This is a genomic window from Chitinophagales bacterium (genome assembly GCA_020636535.1).
Lineage (GTDB): Bacteria > Bacteroidota > Bacteroidia > Chitinophagales > JADIYW01 > JADJSS01.
On record JACJXT010000011.1, the window covers coordinates 451574 to 468666 of the forward strand.

At 32.8% G+C, this 17093-nt stretch carries 13 protein-coding genes; all 13 read left to right on the top strand.

Features of this window, described 5'->3' with window-relative positions; all coding sequences use genetic code 11:
* Nucleotides 1-25: 25 nt before the first annotated feature.
* The 13 genes from H6553_02370 to H6553_02430 all read left to right on the top strand — a co-directional run bounded on the left by H6553_02370 (nt 26) and on the right by H6553_02430 (nt 16727).
* A complete protein-coding gene (locus H6553_02370) occupies nt 26-1090 on the top strand; it encodes an alkaline phosphatase family protein (GenBank protein MCB9032660.1) in 1065 nt (354 codons plus the stop codon).
* Between the two features lie 64 nt (nt 1091-1154).
* A complete protein-coding gene (gene pheS, locus H6553_02375) occupies nt 1155-2186 on the top strand; it encodes a phenylalanine--tRNA ligase subunit alpha (GenBank protein MCB9032661.1) in 1032 nt (343 codons plus the stop codon).
* Nucleotides 2187-2275: 89 nt separating this feature from the next.
* The gene (locus H6553_02380) at nt 2276-3424 is read left to right on the top strand and encodes a glycosyltransferase (GenBank protein MCB9032662.1); all 1149 of its coding nucleotides are present in this window, start codon (nt 2276-2278) and stop codon (nt 3422-3424) included.
* A gap of 610 nt (nt 3425-4034) precedes the next feature.
* The gene (locus H6553_02385; GenBank protein MCB9032663.1) at nt 4035-5258 is read left to right on the top strand and encodes an ABC transporter permease; all 1224 of its coding nucleotides are present in this window, start codon (nt 4035-4037) and stop codon (nt 5256-5258) included.
* Entirely contained in the window at nt 5233-6504 is a 1272-nt protein-coding gene (locus H6553_02390; protein ID MCB9032664.1) for a hypothetical protein, read from the top strand. Before H6553_02385 ends, H6553_02390 begins: the two co-directional genes overlap by 26 nt.
* Before the next feature lie 120 nt (nt 6505-6624).
* Nucleotides 6625-6762: a hypothetical protein gene (locus H6553_02395; GenBank protein ID MCB9032665.1), complete on the top strand. Its 138-nt coding sequence runs from the start codon at nt 6625-6627 to the stop codon at nt 6760-6762.
* Nucleotides 6735-6899: a hypothetical protein gene (locus H6553_02400; protein MCB9032666.1), complete on the top strand. Its 165-nt coding sequence runs from the start codon at nt 6735-6737 to the stop codon at nt 6897-6899. Before H6553_02395 ends, H6553_02400 begins: the two co-directional genes overlap by 28 nt.
* A gap of 342 nt (nt 6900-7241) precedes the next feature.
* Complete coding sequence (locus H6553_02405) at nt 7242-8843, top strand: IS1634 family transposase (protein ID MCB9032667.1); 1602 nt, start codon at nt 7242-7244, stop codon at nt 8841-8843.
* Between the two features lie 37 nt (nt 8844-8880).
* Nucleotides 8881-9933, top strand: coding sequence for an IS5 family transposase (locus H6553_02410; protein ID MCB9032668.1), 1053 nt, complete (start codon nt 8881-8883; stop codon nt 9931-9933).
* Between the two features lie 591 nt (nt 9934-10524).
* Nucleotides 10525-12003: a hypothetical protein gene (locus H6553_02415; protein ID MCB9032669.1), complete on the top strand. Its 1479-nt coding sequence runs from the start codon at nt 10525-10527 to the stop codon at nt 12001-12003.
* A gap of 858 nt (nt 12004-12861) precedes the next feature.
* Nucleotides 12862-13164 (top strand): GIY-YIG nuclease family protein, encoded by a 303-nt coding sequence (locus H6553_02420; protein ID MCB9032670.1) that lies wholly within the window; start codon nt 12862-12864, stop codon nt 13162-13164.
* Between the two features lie 800 nt (nt 13165-13964).
* Entirely contained in the window at nt 13965-14210 is a 246-nt protein-coding gene (locus tag H6553_02425; protein ID MCB9032671.1) for a hypothetical protein, read from the top strand.
* 21 nt (nt 14211-14231) lie between these two features.
* Nucleotides 14232-16727 carry a hypothetical protein gene (locus H6553_02430; GenBank protein ID MCB9032672.1) on the top strand — a complete coding sequence of 832 codons (2496 nt, stop codon included), beginning with the start codon at nt 14232-14234 and terminating at the stop codon, nt 16725-16727.
* The last annotated feature ends 366 nt before the right edge of the window (nt 16728-17093 follow it).

Here is a 17093-nt window from a genome sequence, read left to right on the forward strand (position 1 = left end):
AATCATCTTTTAATTATTTAATCTTATGAAAAAAATATTTACCTATTTGTTTTTGGCTACAATACTAGTAGTATCCTGTAAAAAAGACAAAAATGATAGCGACAATTACAATGCAATTAGCAAGATAACTTTTGGTTCTTGTTCGCATCAATTTGTTCAGTTTAAAGAAATTTTTACAACAATGTTAGCAGATAGTCCTGATTTACATATTGCTGGTGGCGATAATATTTATGGCGATTTCTTTGCATTAGCACCAGGAACAAAAGACTATATTGAAAGCAGTTATGAAATGATGTGGAACGATGCAAGAGTGAGTAAATTTTATAGTACTATTCCAACTATTGCTACTTGGGACGACCATGATTTTGGTGAAAATGATGGCGTTAAAAATAATCCAGTAAAAGCAGCAGCTAAAAACTTATTTTTCCAGTGGTGGCAAATTCCTATTGAGTCGCCAAGAAGACATAATCCAGATGGTGGAATATATGGCACATATTACTACGGAGATGATGCTCATAAAGTGCAAGTAATTATGTTGGATTTAAGATGGAATCATGATCCATACAAAGCAGCAGGACCAGCAGCAGCATTAGGTGGTTATGATACTATTATGACACCAGGAAAAGGCATGATGGGAGAAACACAATGGACTTGGTTAAAATCTGAATTATTAAAACCAGCTAAAATTAGAATTATAATGTCTAGCTTACAGTTTAGTGCATCTTATAACGGTGGCGAAGCATGGTCTGTATTTCCTCTAGAACAACAAAGAATGTATGACCTTATTCAAGAGACTCGTGCAGAAGGTATTTTCTTTTTAAGTGGTGATGTACATTTTGCCGATTTCAACAAACAAGAAAGACCAGGCGTTTATCCTTTGTGGGATTTCACTTCTAGTGGTTTAACACATTACGAAGAAGAACCTTATCCAAGTGATTTTAGAGTTGGAGAAATTTTTAATCGATACAATTATGGTGTAATTGATATAGATTGGAAAGCTAGTCCAGTTACTATAACTGTAAGCATTAAAGATTATAAAGGAGAAGTTAGAAAACAACAAGTACTTACACTTGATGATTTGAAATTTTAAAAATTAATAATAACATGGTATAAAAAAAGGTGCTTATTTAAGTGCCTTTTTTTATTTTTGATGCATGGATATCTTTGAACAAGTTCAAGCATTGCATCAAGAAGTAGAAAATACTATAATAGAATCGGCTGAAGCATTAGAACAATTTAGAATTAAATTTCTAGGAAGCAAAAATGTACTAAAAGATATTTTTGGTCAAATTAAAGTTGTTCCAAATGAAAGAAAAAAAGAATTTGGTCAGTTGGTAAATGCAGTGAAAGACGCAGCCAGCGAAAAATACAATACATTAAAAGATACGATAGCTAGTAATGAAACAGTTAATACTAAATCACAATTAGATTTATCTTTAAATGGAACACCATTGCCATTAGGTGCAAGACATCCAATACAATTAGTAAAAAATCAAATTGTAGAAATTTTTGCTAGAATTGGTTATTCTGTAGCAGTTGACCGAGAAATTGAAGACGATTGGCATAATTTTACAGCACTCAATATGCCAGAAGATCATCCAGCAAGAGATATGCAAGATACCTTCTACATTTCTTTAGATCCAGCTATTTTGCTAAGAACGCATACTTCTTCGGTACAAATTAGAACCATGGAACAGCAAAAACCACCAATTAGAATTATTGCACCAGGAAGAGTATTTAGAAATGAAACCATTTCTGCTAGAGCTCATTGTTTTTTTCATCAAGTAGAAGGATTATATATTGATAAAAATGTTTCTTTTGCCGACTTACTACAAAGCTTAGATTATTTTGTAAAAGAAATGTTTGGTCAAAATACACAAATTAGATTGCGACCGTCTTATTTTCCATTTACTGAACCATCTGCAGAAGTAGATGTATCTTGTTTTATTTGTAATAGTAAAGGTTGCAATGTTTGTAAATATACAGGTTGGGTAGAAATTTTAGGTTGTGGTATGGTAGATCCTGCCGTTTTAGAAAATTGTAATATCGATGCTAACGAATACAGTGGCTTTGCATTTGGTATGGGTATAGAAAGAATTACCATGTTGAAATATCAAATTAATGATTTAAGATTATTCTCAGAAAATGATATTCGATTTCTAAATCAATTTAAAGCAGCACACTAAATTATATTTCTTTATTTTTAAGCGTGATTTATTGGTTGATATTTTCAATTGTGCTAACAATATTATATGTATTGATACAGGTCAATTATATGAAACATTGGAAGCAAATTCCTTTCTTTCATGCTGAAAATGAAAACTACAATACTACAGTAGCGATAATTATTCCTGCAAGAAACGAAGCAGAAAATATTCTTACACTATTAAAAAATATCATACAACAAAGCTATAATTTAGCTGTAGTAGAAATTTTTGTTATTGATGATGATTCAGAAGATGCAACTTATCAACTAGTCGATCAATTTAAAGCAGCACATCAAACTATCAATTTACATTTATATCGATTGAAAGAACTTTGTACAGATGAAAAAATAGTAGCTCATAAAAAAACAGCTATAGAAAAAGCAATTGCATTAAGCAATGCCGAACTCATTATTACTACAGATGCCGATGTCGCTCCAAGTAAAAATTGGATAAAAACAATAGTGCAGTTTTATAATGAAAAGAAGATGGAAGCTATTGCTGCACCAGTGTTGTTGTGCAACGAAAAAAATATAGGACAGCAGTTTCAAGCATTAGATTTTTGTGGCATGCAAATCATTACAGCAGCTAGTTTACAAGCAAAAATGTACAATATGGCAAACGGTGCTAATTTTGCATTTACTAAAAAAAGTTTCGAGGCAGTGAATGGTTATGAAGGCATCAATTATACAGCTTCTGGCGATGATATGTTGCTTATTTATAAAATTGCAAAACAATTTAACGGAAAAGTTGCCTATTTAAAATCATTAGATGCAATGGTAACTACAGCAGTACAACCAACACTAAGTAGTTTTTTGCAACAACGCTTTCGGTGGACATCAAAATCGGGCGACTATCAAGATAAAAGAATTACGCTAATACTACTAACGGCTTTTTTATTTTCTGTAAGTATAGTGATTAATTATATAATTACTATTTATTTTATTGTTGAAATGATTTTTTATAGCAATAAAAAAAGTTTAAACGGATTAATATTTTTTTATCAAGTATTATTTTTTGTACTACTTATATTATTTCAATGGATATCTAAAACAGTAGTTGATTACTTGCTACTTAAAAAAGCAACATCATTCTTTCAGAAAGAAAAATTAATGCATCGTTTTGTTATAATGGAATGCCTACATATAATATATGTCTTTTTTGTTGGATTTTTTGGAAACATATTACCTTACAACTGGAAAGGAAGAAAATTAAAATAAATTGTCCTTAAATACTTCTTGTACTGAATTTATTTCAGGATCTAGTTCAATACAAAGTGGAAAAATAAAATATATTAATAAAAGATAGTTGTTAAACCATTACTCAAAATAAATTTGTCCAATCTTTCCGAACTTGTTTCGGAATCTACTCTTGTAAAAGATTCTGAAATAAATTCAGAAAAGTATTTACATTGTAATACTAGTTCCTAATTTTAGATTAGACTATTTTATTATAGTAAATGGTATTAAACCCAAATTACGCATTAGGAAAAATAGGTTTTCAATATGTTTATTTTTAAGGTTGCGTAGCTATGTCATGCTTTACAACTTAAAAGTTAGTGCTAATAAAGTTGAAGTACTACGCACTACCTATTTAGAACAAGAAGTATGAAATACTTCAATTTGAGTAACCATGTGTGGAACTCATGGTATAAAAAATACCTAATGTGTAATTTGGGTTTAATCTAATTTGTAATAATTACAAAAATTTCATGTAGCTTACGAGTAAAATAAAAGCATTAATTAAAATTATTAATTTAGTTTTAGTTGATATATAGTTTGTATTCTCTATAATTAAGTTAAAACACTATATTTGTATTGATATACACCTATGAGTACAGCAAATATTGAATCTCCATTAAAAAAAACTTGGAAGCGACTTAAACGCAATAAGCCAGCAATGTTTAGTTTGCTAATAATTATTATAGCTATTTTTCTAGCTATTTTTGCACCATTCATTGCACCAGATAAAACACCAGATGCAGACGACCAAGTCTTAGAGTTAGCAAATCAGTCGCCAGGATTTAAAATACAAATGTTGTTGGTACGAAAAAATGCACCAGCAGCTAAAACCAACTTCTTTAAACAATTAGCCAACGGTAAGCCAAACAATTATAAAATGGTACCTATTACAGCGTACAAAATGACAGATACTGCTTTGGTAGCAAAAGTTTATGCTGGAGAGGAGAGAAGTCCAGAAGAAAAAATATTCGATTTACCAGATATTGTTTATGAACTAAGCAACAATGCAAATATCAAACAAGTAGGCAATAATGAGATGTCATTTAACACTGCTAGTGGAAGTAAAACAGAAAGCATAGCAACACTACAAAATACAATAAAAAACAAACAAATAATTAGTAAAAAATATATTTTAGGAACAGATAATTATGGAAGAGATATTTTAAGTAGATTATTATTTGGAGTAAGAGTATCACTTTCCGTAGGATTAATTGCAGTGCTAATATCTATGACAATAGGAATTTTTATGGGTGCAGTTGCAGGATATTTTAGAGGTTGGGTAGACGAAGTCATCATGTGGTTAATTAATGTAGTATGGTCAATACCAACTATACTTTTAGCAATGGCAATTCGTTTTGCAATAGGCGATAAAATCAATTCGTTCTTAGCTATCTTCATTGCAGTAGGTTTATCTATGTGGGTAAGTGTAGCAAGAGTAGTTCGTGGTCAAGTACTTGGCGTTAGAGAAATGGAATATGTAAGTGCTGCTAAAAGCTTAGGATATAGCACCTTTAGCATTATTTTCAAACATATTTTACCTAATATAATTGGACCAATTTTGGTTATTGCAGCGTCCGATTTTGCAGCAGCAATACTTATAGAAGCAGGTTTAAGTTTTGTAGGCATTGGTATAAAACCACCAACACCATCTTGGGGAACAATGCTCAATGAAAACTATCATTACCTAACTTCTAATAAAGCATTTTTAGCACTAGCACCAGGTTTTTGTATTATGACACTAGTGTTGGCTTTCAATTTATTAGGCAACGGCTTAAGAGATGCTTTCGATGTTAAAGGACAAACCAATTCTTAATCGCTACTTACCATATTTAAAACTATATGGTTTTTTCTGGATAATTGCTTTCTTAGTTTATCTGAAAGGTTGGGATGCAGGTTGGAGTTTCGATGCTATCAATTATGTATACCATGCAAAAAATAGAACACTTTCTCAAATGCTCAATTTACACTTAGATTTAAGTGTGCGTTATGTCTATCATATAGTACAATATGCTTTATATAAGGTATTAGGCAATCATGGAATTGCTTGGTATTTAATAAAAGTATCAGGGCATGCATTTTTAACCTTGAATATTTTTTATTTTATAAATACCTATTTGAAAATATATAGCATGAAAAATGCTAGGACTATTTCAATTTTAACTAGTTTATTATTTTTAGTATCACCATATAATACCGAAGTCGTTTTAAATCAGGTAGCAGTTTACTACATCTACACGATGATTTTTATATTCATGTCGCTTAATATTTTATTAAACAGTTTAGTAAGTGAGTTTAAAAAATATAATATAATCATTTTTATTGTGATTTATTTGCTTTCAGTTTTTTCTTTAGAATATGCATTTATATTTCCAATTTTAGCAACTATCATCATCTTTCTTTATCCAAAGGATAATAAACGAAAATATTATTTTGTTTTTGTAGTAATTCCATTATTGATTATAACATTGTATCTGCTCCTCAATAAAATTAAATTAAATACACCTATTGGTCATTACGGAACAGAAACCCATTTTAGATTTACAATTGCTAGAATCACGCAAATTGTAGTTAAAAATTTATTTGATTTTGGTGCATTTATTGAGTATTGGAATATGGATTACATCTATAAAGTATACAATGTACTTTATAATCAGTATAATATAGTATTTATTTTAATATGTATTCTTGTACTTATTGTAGCATACTTTGCATGTATTAAAAAGAAGAAAGAAGCTCAATTAATATTAACAGTTTTAGTATTTTTCTTAATTGCAACATCAACTACAATTGGTTTACAAATATTATCTATCATTCCAATAGAAGACGATAGATACAACTATTTATCAGCACCTTTTGCTTTGTTATTAATTTTATTGATTGCAAATCAGCTCGACAGAAAAGTCATGTACTTTATATTTGTGGTACTATTTGGGTGTAGCATTTTATTATCCATTAGAAATGCAAGAAGCTGGCAAATTGCACAAAAAGTAATAGACAACACAATAGCAACATTTCCATACCAACCAGATAAAAAGTATATCATTTTAGCAAGTAGTTAGTATATACTAGGTTGTCCAATTTGGGATATTAATGAAGATAAAAATGTACCTTATTTTGATAAATGGCAGATAAAAGAAAAAACATTGTTTATTAAAAGAGATATTAATGTATTCAAAAAAATGTATACTATTCTCAATTATAACATTATTAACATCGATGATTGTCCAATGGTAGAAGCAGTTAACAATACCACTATTCGTATGACATTGCCTTGCTGCGGAAAATGGTGGTGGAAAAGAAGACAAGGGGAGCATTAGATGGAGAAAATGCGTTGTATAAAATAAAACTTACAAACGATTGGCAACAAGAAGTGTTTATTACATTCAAGCACAAACCAACAAATACTATCTATCTTTACCAATGTGGCGATACTTATAAAATACTCGATTTTTAACAGGGATAAATAAAAACGGCTTCTGTATTAAACAGAAGCCGTCCTAACAGAATAAAAAAACTCAGAATTGAGATTTTTTTAATAAGAACTCTTGGGTACAATATTAATTAAAACTAATTATAAGTGTCATTTCAGTTTATAGTAAAAAATTACACCTAATTTAAAATACATTATTGTTCCTTGTAATTAAATACAATGATTCTCGAGTTTGACACCTTTTCATAAAATATGACTGAGAACGCCTTATTTTATTGAGTTTTGTTTTTATTTTTTCAAATTTGTAGTGAGCCGATTTTTTTTTGGTTGCTTTTATAATTAGTTTATTCGCTCTATTTTTGCAGTATGTCATTTTTGCGGATAGAGAAAAAATCATCAGGCACGTATTTGCGTATCTTAGAAAGCTATCGAAATGATGAGGGCAAATCAAAGCACAAAATATTACACACACTTGGCAAAGTAGAAGATTATAAACCAGCCCAATTGCGAGCCATCGGTATCCAATTATTTGAGTTAGGTGGTGGCGAAGTAAAGGCATTGCTAACTGGCGATTTGTTAGAATTAGGCAGATACAATTATGGCTATCAATACCTCTACCAAAAAGTATTACAGCATTATGGTTTGCAAGATGTGTTTCGCAGAATATCCTCAAAAAACAAACTACAATTTAATTTTTCAGATGCTGTTTTGTTGATGCTTTTAGAGCGATTACAAGATCCGTGTAGCAAACATCAAAATTATCTACATCAGTCGGAATATCTTAATTTGCCTACTGTTTCGCTACATCACTTGTATCGAACTTTAGATAAATTAGCCGACAATCAATCGCTCATTCAACAACAAATTTTTCAAACAGGCAGAGATTTATTTAATCAAAAATTGGATGTTGTATTTTATGATGTAACCACTTTGTATTTTGAAAGTGAAGTAGAACAACAAGGCAAACTTAGGCAAAAAGGATTTAGTAAAGATGGCAAAATAGGAAACACACAAATCTTGTTTTGTATGCTCATAGATACTGATAAAAATCCGATTGGTTATCAAATTTTTGAAGGCAATACCTACGAAGGACATACTTTTGAAAAAGCATTAATCGATTTAAAAAAACAATATCAAATAGAAAAAATAATTATGGTAGCAGATAGAGGTATGTTATCGAAACATAACATCGAAATTACCAAAAACAATGGCTACGAATTTATACTTGGCGAACGCATCAAAAGTTTACCTAAAACATTACAAACCGAGCTTACCGATTTAGCTTCTTTTACCAAACAATGGATATACCATGATACAACTGGCGAAGCCATTGTAATTACATATAAAACCGTAGAACACGATGGTAAAACAATCATCGTAACACACAGCCAAAAACGAGCAAAAAAAGACAAACAAGATAGAGAAGACAAAGAAGCTACAGCTAAAATACTATTAAAAAATACAGCTCTAATTACCAAAAAAGCAAGTAGGTTTTATATACAACAAAACCCAAAAGGCAGCTATGAACTGAATGAACAAAAACTAATAAACGATGCAAAGTACGATGGCATTTTGGCTATTAGCACCAACAACAAAACCCTTACAGCAACACAAGTATTAGAACAATACAAACAACTTTATAAAATAGAACACACCTTTAGAACCTTTAAAGCACACTTAGAAATAAGACCCATGTTTCATTGGACAGACAAACGAATTAAAGGACATATTTGTTTATGCTATATCGCTTATACACTATTAAACTACACACTACAAAGAACCAATAAAAGCGGACTAAAACTCACAGAGAATACGCTAAGAACTACGCTAAATAAAATGCAAGTAAGCTTGTTACAACACAATAAAGAGCAAATCTATGTGCGTTCAAGACCAACAGAAAACGAAATTGCACTTCAAAGAGCAATAGAAGACCGTTGCAAGGCAGTGATAAAAAATAATATAGAATAATGCTAGTAGTTATACTATAATTTAGTATATTAGAGTTATGAAAATAAATAAGCCACTCACATTAGCAGACAGTATATGCGATACACGCGTAAAGAAAGTTAAACAAGTTTTCTTTACACAAATTAACCAGTTAATAGATTGGCAACAAATTAGTACAGAAATAGATAAGTATTACACCAAAGGCACAAGTGCAACAGGCAAGCCAAGTTATGATGGATTGTTATTATTCAAAATCTGTTTACTACAAACATGGTACGGACTAAGTGATTACGAAGTAGAAGACAGAATAAATGACAGCCTCTCCTTTAGTTCTTTCTTAGAATTAACCATAGACCAAACCTCACCAGACCATAGTACCATAAGCAGATTTAGAACAGCAATGACAGGAGCAGGAGCATATGATGAATTATTAAAAAGCATAAACAAACAATTAGAACAACATCAAATACTAGTAAAGACAGGAGCTATAGTAGATGCCAGTATAGTAGAAACACCATTAAAACCCAAAGGAAAAAGTAATTATGAGCTTGAAGCACAACAACAACAACAAGAGCAATCACAAGAAGTACCAACAAAGACGGTAGAAAAAAAATACAGTACAAGTGTAGACATAGAAGCAGCATGGATAAAGAGAGGCAAACAACTAAAATATGGCTATAAGAAACACTATGTAACAGACAACGAAGGATTAGTATTAGGCGTATTAACCACCAAAGCAAGTGTAAATGAAATTAGTAATCTAGAAACGGTATTAAAAACAGCAGACTTACCAAAAGACATAGCAGTAAAAGCAGACAAAGGTTATCAATCAGAGAAGAATAATGAATTGTTAAAGACATTAGGATTAAAAAATAACATATTAAAAAAAGCAACTAAAAATAAAGCATTAACACAAGCCCAAACAGATTATAACAAACTAATAAGCAAAACCAGATATAAAATAGAACGCACTTTTGGCAGTATAAAAAGATGGTTTAACGGCGGTATAGCAAGATACAGAGGCATAGCCAAGATGCACACACAAAACATAATGGAAGCCATAGCATATAATTTATACAGAAGTCCAGGGATACTTATGTCCAAAGCATAAAAAAGCGAAGAAAAGTAAAAAAAAAGAGTACTAAACAAACAAAAATCAATCAAAAAAGATAAAAAATAACAAAATAAGCCAATAAAACAAACAAATTAAAATATAACAAATATAAACTAATGAATATAATAAATAAAAAACAAAAATTTCACCTTTTGCAACGGTCTCAATAGGTTTAATGCCATTACAACCCATCATTCCAAAAGACAAACTAACACTATAAAATCCAATTTGTAGTGAGCCAATCCAATAACACTATTGTTGATAATCAATTAATTAACTCAATATCGTGTCAAACTTGAGTGTCATTTCAGTTTATAGTAAAAAATTACACCTAATTTAAAATACATTATTGTTCCTTGTAATTAAATACAATGATTTTATAAGAGAATTAATGTTGTTATTAATTCTTTAAGTTATTGATAATAAGTTCTTTGTGTTAATATAAATCAATATAATTATAATACTTGGTTTTTTATGTATTTGTATTGTTTTTATTGATACTAAGTTCAAGAGATAAGTGTGCTGCAATTTATATTAAAAAAATAAGTCATACTTTGTTTTTCTTTTTTATTATATTGGTGATGCATTATGGATCTTGTATTTGATTTAGTTAAAGTATTAGAAAATAAGAAATTTCATAAAAGTGAAATTTTAGATAAATTAATTTTATCAACAACAGAAAATGTATATGGTAATTTTTATGCAGCAATTGCAAATAACGATATAAAAAATACAGACGAAGCAATAGCTTTTTTATATGGAAAAATAAATAAAGAAAATATAAATAAATACAGGCAATTTAAATTTAGATTTAAGAGGAAACTTTTAAATACACTTTTTTTTGTAGATGTTGCCAATGTAGACTTTAAAAACAATATTCAAAAGACATATTTCGAAGGAATTAAAACCATGTTCCAAGTTGATATTATTCAAAAATATGGAGGCAATAATAATTTAGTAAAAGAAATTATATTAGATAATATAAATACTATAAAAAAATACAAACTTAACTACATATTATCAGAATATAGCTTAAAGCTAATCAATTATTATACATTAAACGGAGATTATAAATCACTAGCTAAAGAAATAAAAAACTATAATAACTACAATCAGCTTTACTTAGAAGAAACCAATGCATTCATTTTGTTTAATGAAGTAAATGTACTAGCTGGTAGTCCCAAACCTAATACAAAATTATTATTAACAAAATTGCCAGTATTAAATGAAATCATTGTAAAAGCAAAATCCAATTTATCAAAATCTTATGCAATGATGGCTAAGATTATTTATTACGAATATTTTGCAAACTATAAAGAATGCATGGCCGTCTGCTTTGAAACTTTAAAAATATTAAACAAGTCAGAATCATTAGTCAAACAATCATATACAGCTATTGTCAATTATTTTATTGTTCGAATGCATTTTCAACTTAAAAACTTTAATCAATGTAAAACATACATCAATAGTATAAATGGTAAAATGCTAGGTTACAATTGGTTTTTGATTAACGAAATAAATTTTAAACTAGAGCTTAATCTAGATAATCTTACACAAGCAAAACTAGTATATAATAAAGTGATTAATCATAAACTATACAATGCACTGCCAGAAAGAGTTATAGAAATGTGGAACTTACACCTATTTTATCTCGATTTTTATCAAAGCATAAAAAAGAATGAACCATTTAACCAAAATGTCTTTACGCTAATTAACAGTTCTACTAATTTATACCACGACAAAAGCGAATTCAATTTTTCCTTAATAATTATAAAGATTTTATACCTTTTATATAAACAAAAATACACTGAAGCATCTAAAGTAATAGGTACGCTAAGAGTCTATCGGTCTAGATATTTGAAAGGAAAGAAATACAACCGACCAAAACAATTTATTGAAGAATTGATATTGCTAGATAAAAACAATTATGAAAAAAAAATATCTAAAACACACTTTCTACAAAAAAGCTATAGTAACATTATCCTAGATAGTGAAATAATACTCTACGAAAACCTAATTGATATTATTAATACAATGCTCTATCCAACCAGCAATCCTTCACACTGAGCAATATACCCGTCATCCTGAGCAATATACCCGTCATGCTGAGTGATAACGAAGCATCTCCCACCCAACCCATCGTCATCCTGAGCGATAGCGAAGGATCTCCAACCCAACCCATCGTCATGCTGAGAGATAACGAAGCATCCCCAACTCGGCATTGCTCCATACCCAGTCAACATCATACTCTGCCCAATAAACAACCCGTCATCCTGAGCAACAACGAAGCATCTCCAACCCAACCCATCGTCATCCTGAGCAACAGCGAAGAATCCCCAACTCGGCATTGCTCCATACCCAGTCAACATCATACTCTGCCCAATAAACAATCCGTCATCCTGAGAGAGGAACGACCGAAGGATCTCTCTCATCCGTCCACTCTGAGTGAAATGTAATGCAACGAAGAGTCCCCAACTTTCATAAAGAGATACTTCGTACCTCAATCAACATGACGAATAATTGCAAAGTATCCCTCGTCTACTCTGAGCAAAGCGAAGAGTCTCCTGTCTAATAGAGATGTTTTTCTCGTACCTCAATCAACATGACGAATAATTGTAAATCATATGTGCGAAATGTAATGAAGAGTTTCCAACTTACAAATGCATTCCATTCTGAGCAACGCGAAGAATCCCCAAACCGTATAGCAGAAACTCAATGCGAAGAATCCCTTACTTTATTCCGTCCACACTGAGCGATAGCGAAGAGTCCCCAGTTTATACACATTCCGTCATGTTGAGTGAGGCACGAACGAAACATCTCTCAAAGTGTTCCCAAATTTAATTAGAGATACTTCGCTCGTGCCTCGCTCAATATGACGGTTCAAAAATATTTATGGAAATTACTACATTTTCTCGTCTAAATAGCATGACAAAAGGAGGATATATCTACATACTCAGCAATCAACATAACACAACATTGTACATCGGAGTTACCTCCAATTTAGTAAACAGAATTTACGAACACAAAACAAAAAAGTACAACAACAGTTTTTCAGCAAAGTACAATCTAAACAAAATTATATACTATGAGTTTTTTACATCTATAGAAGAAGCTATTAATAGAGAACAATATTTAAAAGGTAAGAAAAGAATTTATAAAGAACAGTTGATTAACTCAATAAACCCACAATGGAAAGATTTATGGCATAACATCCAAGACTGCATTTAACATCACCCTCCCCCGTCACTCTGAGTGAAATGTAATGCAGCGAAGAGTCCCCAACTGTTGTAAGTCATTATACATCATCCGTCATCCTGAGCAATATATCCGTCATCCTGAGAGAGGAACGACCGAAGGATCTCTCTCATCCGTCATGCTGAGTGATAACGAAGCATCTCCAACCCAACCCATCGTCATCCTGAGCAACAGCGAAGGATCCCAACTCGGCATTGCTCCATACCCAGTCAACATCATACTCTGCCCAATAAACAATCCGTTATCCTGAGCAACAACGAAGCATCTCCAACCCAACCCATCGTCATCCTGAGCAACAGCGAAGAGTCCCCCAACTGTTGTAAGTCATTATACATCATCCGTCATCCTGAGAGAGGAACGACCGAAGGATCTCTCTCATCCGTCATCCTGAGCAATATATCCGTCATCCTGAGCAAAGCGAAGGATCCCCATTAGTCCAGCAACAACTCAACGCAAAGAATTGCCTTACTCTATTCCGTCTACCCTAAGCATAGCGAAGAGTCCCCAGTTTATACACATTCCGTCATGTTGAGTGAGGCACGAACGAAACATCTTCCAATTCACACATCTTCCGTCACTCTGAGCAAAGCGAAGAGTCCCCAACTCACCACTAAATTTTTCCTGTAATTATTTGCAAAAAACTGAAATCAATATATTCAATAATAGCTGTTAACTTTGTCTAATATTGTAATTTATAAATCAGCATAAGTTATAATGTATCGCATATAAGTCTACGAAACAGAATAACCCCTTAGGTGTAAAGAAGAACTTATATGAAAAAACTACAACAACTAACAGAAAGAACTTTCCGTTTCTTTGAAACAAGAATAGCAGGTACGGTTTATTGCTATTTATTATCACTACAAGAACAAGTAACTAAAAGAGGGCAACTCTATTGTGTCGTTATTCTGAGCGTAGCGAAGAAGCTCTCAAGTACAGAACATTGTGCATCTAACGAAGCAATTTCGTCAAGTCATATCATATTAGGCGGTACGCAGTACACAAAATCTCAATACTAATAAAATAAACAAATAAAAAATATGAAACAATTACTAACACATTTAAAAAACAGCATACTATTGGTTATGCTGAGTGTAGCGAAGGATCTCTCATTTAGAGCCAATGTCAAAGTAGCAATGTTGCTACTAATATTTATTAGCATGGGGCAGCTAAACGCCCAAACCACCGTTAACCTTAGCGAGTGTAGCAACTGTACGGTAGACGATTGTAATACTCTGGAATACCTAAGCTCAGAAATAACAGTAAACTCTGTTAATAGTACTAACGGGGGGGGGGATGTGGCTACTACTACAGTAGATTTAGACGCATTAACAACAGTGCCTTCAGGTGCAAGCTATGCAATTCTTCGCATTTATGGTGGTGCTACTGAAAATTGTGGTGGTTCAGCTCAAACCCAGATTCACGTAAATGGATTACTGCAGGTGCGGGCTGCTCAGGGAAGTGGTGGGAATGATTATCAAATGAATACAATAATTGTTCCACTAACAGCAGGAAATGAATTTGATTATAGTTTTGAATTTACCAACAATTGTACACCGGTATCGGGTGTAGCGGCCATCTACTTACAAGGCTTTGGTTTCGACTGCGGAGGCGGCTCTGGCACATCCACTGGCACAGATACCTTGTATGTGGCACCTACAAATTGTGCCAATGGAGAATTAGTTAAAACAACCGATCAAGATTTAACAGGAGCAGGACCTCATAGTATTACCATTACAAGCTATGATAACGTAGTTTTAAATGATAATGTTACCGATAATGCTACGGCAGGTACTATTACCATAACACAGGCAGGTGTATATGTGTTAGATGCTATGGTAAGAGGGCAAGTGGTTACAGCAAATGCAGCTGTTAATATGACTCCGCTCATAATGGTAAATGGTACACAAGTAGCTCTGAGCCAAACCAACTTCACTAATGCAAATGCTAATGGAAACACAGGTAATGTTTCTTATTTAGCTAATCTTGCGGTAGGGGATGTTGTATCTTTAGATTTAATTGTAACAAAAAGTGCAAGCTCTACATTTAGAATATTAGATGCTCAATTATTTGTAACACAACAAGACTGCGGCTCCGGCTCCGGCTCATCCACCGGCACAGATACCTTGTATGTGGCTGGGGAAGCGTGCAATACTGCTAGAATTTCTGGCACAACAACACAAGCAATTACATCAAATACACGATATAATAATCTAACAGTTACAGATCATAACATTGGTGGTGTAACAGTTTCAGCTACCGGAATAACAATTACAGAAGAAGGTATATATGAGATCAGCGGGTATCTTAATTCAGTAAGAACCGCATCTGGTTCAGGAAGTTTCGGATCAAATATCTATGTTAACGGAACATCTGTGGCTCGCCAGGCAACTTCAAATATTGTAATGGGTAATGGCAATGCGCATAACTTGTTTGCAACGATGCCGTTAAGCGTAGGAGATGTAATTGAAATATGGGGAAGTTGTTCTTGTGATTTAACAGAGGCATGGTTATCTGTTGCCCGCATAGACTGCGGCTCCGGCTCAGGCACATCCACCGGCACAGATACCTTGTATGTGGCAAGTGAGCCATGCAGCCACATCCGTATAGAGGGTGCTTCTGACCAAAACAATGCTACATCGGCTGCATATACTCATTTTAATACAACCCCTATATATAATGAAGGAGGTTTAACATCTAATGCAAGTGGTATTACAATAGATGTAGATGGTTGGTATCAGATTGTTGGGCAAATGAGTGCAGCCAGAAATGTATCAGCAAATTCCTACAATGTAGGGGCTAGGGTTGTAGTGAATGGAGTAGAAGTGGCTTTTGAGAATGAAACATATCCAAACACAACAAATTCAACTGCTCACAATATTACCACCTATCAATACTTGTCAGCAGGTGATGTTGTGAGCCTTTGGTCTAACAACACTCAATCTGTACTAATTAGCGCAAGCAGAACTTTCCTAGAAGTACACCGCATCGACTGCGGTGGCGGCTCCGGCTCATCTACCCCACAAACCCTTAGCTACGACCCCGCTACAGATAGTCTTACTATCTCTGGGGGTAATACCGTGAGTATAGCACCACAAAAAAGTTTTGCTGAAATGAGAGCAAACAATTTAGCTGTTGCAGGTCCTGCTGGTTCTTCAACAGTAGTAAACCTAAATGCAGCCCCTGTAGATCAGGGTGTAGCAGTATCTACTGATGTTCCGGGAAATCAGATTACTATAAGTGAAGATGGATATTATAGAGTTTCGGCTTCAATGGTATATTATCCTGATAATCCGGTTACACAAAATGCAGTTTGTATGACATTGTGGGATGCTACAGCAGGTACAGCCTTAGCAAATCGATTCTGTGCTAGACAAGAAACAGTTGGTGCTGTCAGAAGAGATATATCAACAAGTGGTTCTGTTATTGTTTATTTAACTGCAGGCACCAACCTACAGTTACGTTATACCAGTTCCCTTGCACCATCTACATCAACAGTAATAAATGCAATTTTAAATGTTGATAAGGTAGATTAATAACGATTTTTGTTGCCAGCACAGCTGAGAAAAAAAATAAATAACAACCTGCTGGGTGTACAAACTTGGCAGGTAAAAACAAACCTGACAGGTTCTTGAACCTGTCAGGTTTAAAAACAGATAGAAAAACAAAAAGCCGTAAGGTCTAAGGTCTATATCTTAACTCTTATGTCTAAAAAATAACCACTTTCTCGTCATGTTGTATTGATTCAGTATCTCAAGAAAGGAAAAAAAAACAGTAAGTGCCAAGTAAAGAGCAGTCGCAGTACGCACTACTCTATACTAAGTACTTCTACTATAAAAATAAAAATCTAAAAGCGTAGTGGTCTTATGTATAAAAGCGTAGCGATCTGTACGCCTAGCGGT

Coding starts and splice junctions, on each gene's coding strand:
- H6553_02370 (MCB9032660.1), top strand. CDS start 26: ATGAAAAAAATATTTACCTATTTGTTTTTGGCTACAATACTAGTAGTA.
- pheS (MCB9032661.1), top strand. CDS start 1,155: ATGGATATCTTTGAACAAGTTCAAGCATTGCATCAAGAAGTAGAAAAT.
- H6553_02380 (MCB9032662.1), top strand. CDS start 2,276: ATGAAACATTGGAAGCAAATTCCTTTCTTTCATGCTGAAAATGAAAAC.
- H6553_02385 (MCB9032663.1), top strand. CDS start 4,035: ATGAGTACAGCAAATATTGAATCTCCATTAAAAAAAACTTGGAAGCGA.
- H6553_02390 (MCB9032664.1), top strand. CDS start 5,233: ATGTTAAAGGACAAACCAATTCTTAATCGCTACTTACCATATTTAAAA.
- H6553_02395 (MCB9032665.1), top strand. CDS start 6,625: ATGTATACTATTCTCAATTATAACATTATTAACATCGATGATTGTCCA.
- H6553_02405 (MCB9032667.1), top strand. CDS start 7,242: ATGTCATTTTTGCGGATAGAGAAAAAATCATCAGGCACGTATTTGCGT.
- H6553_02410 (MCB9032668.1), top strand. CDS start 8,881: ATGAAAATAAATAAGCCACTCACATTAGCAGACAGTATATGCGATACA.
- H6553_02415 (MCB9032669.1), top strand. CDS start 10,525: ATGGATCTTGTATTTGATTTAGTTAAAGTATTAGAAAATAAGAAATTT.
- H6553_02420 (MCB9032670.1), top strand. CDS start 12,862: ATGACAAAAGGAGGATATATCTACATACTCAGCAATCAACATAACACA.
- H6553_02425 (MCB9032671.1), top strand. CDS start 13,965: ATGAAAAAACTACAACAACTAACAGAAAGAACTTTCCGTTTCTTTGAA.
- H6553_02430 (MCB9032672.1), top strand. CDS start 14,232: ATGAAACAATTACTAACACATTTAAAAAACAGCATACTATTGGTTATG.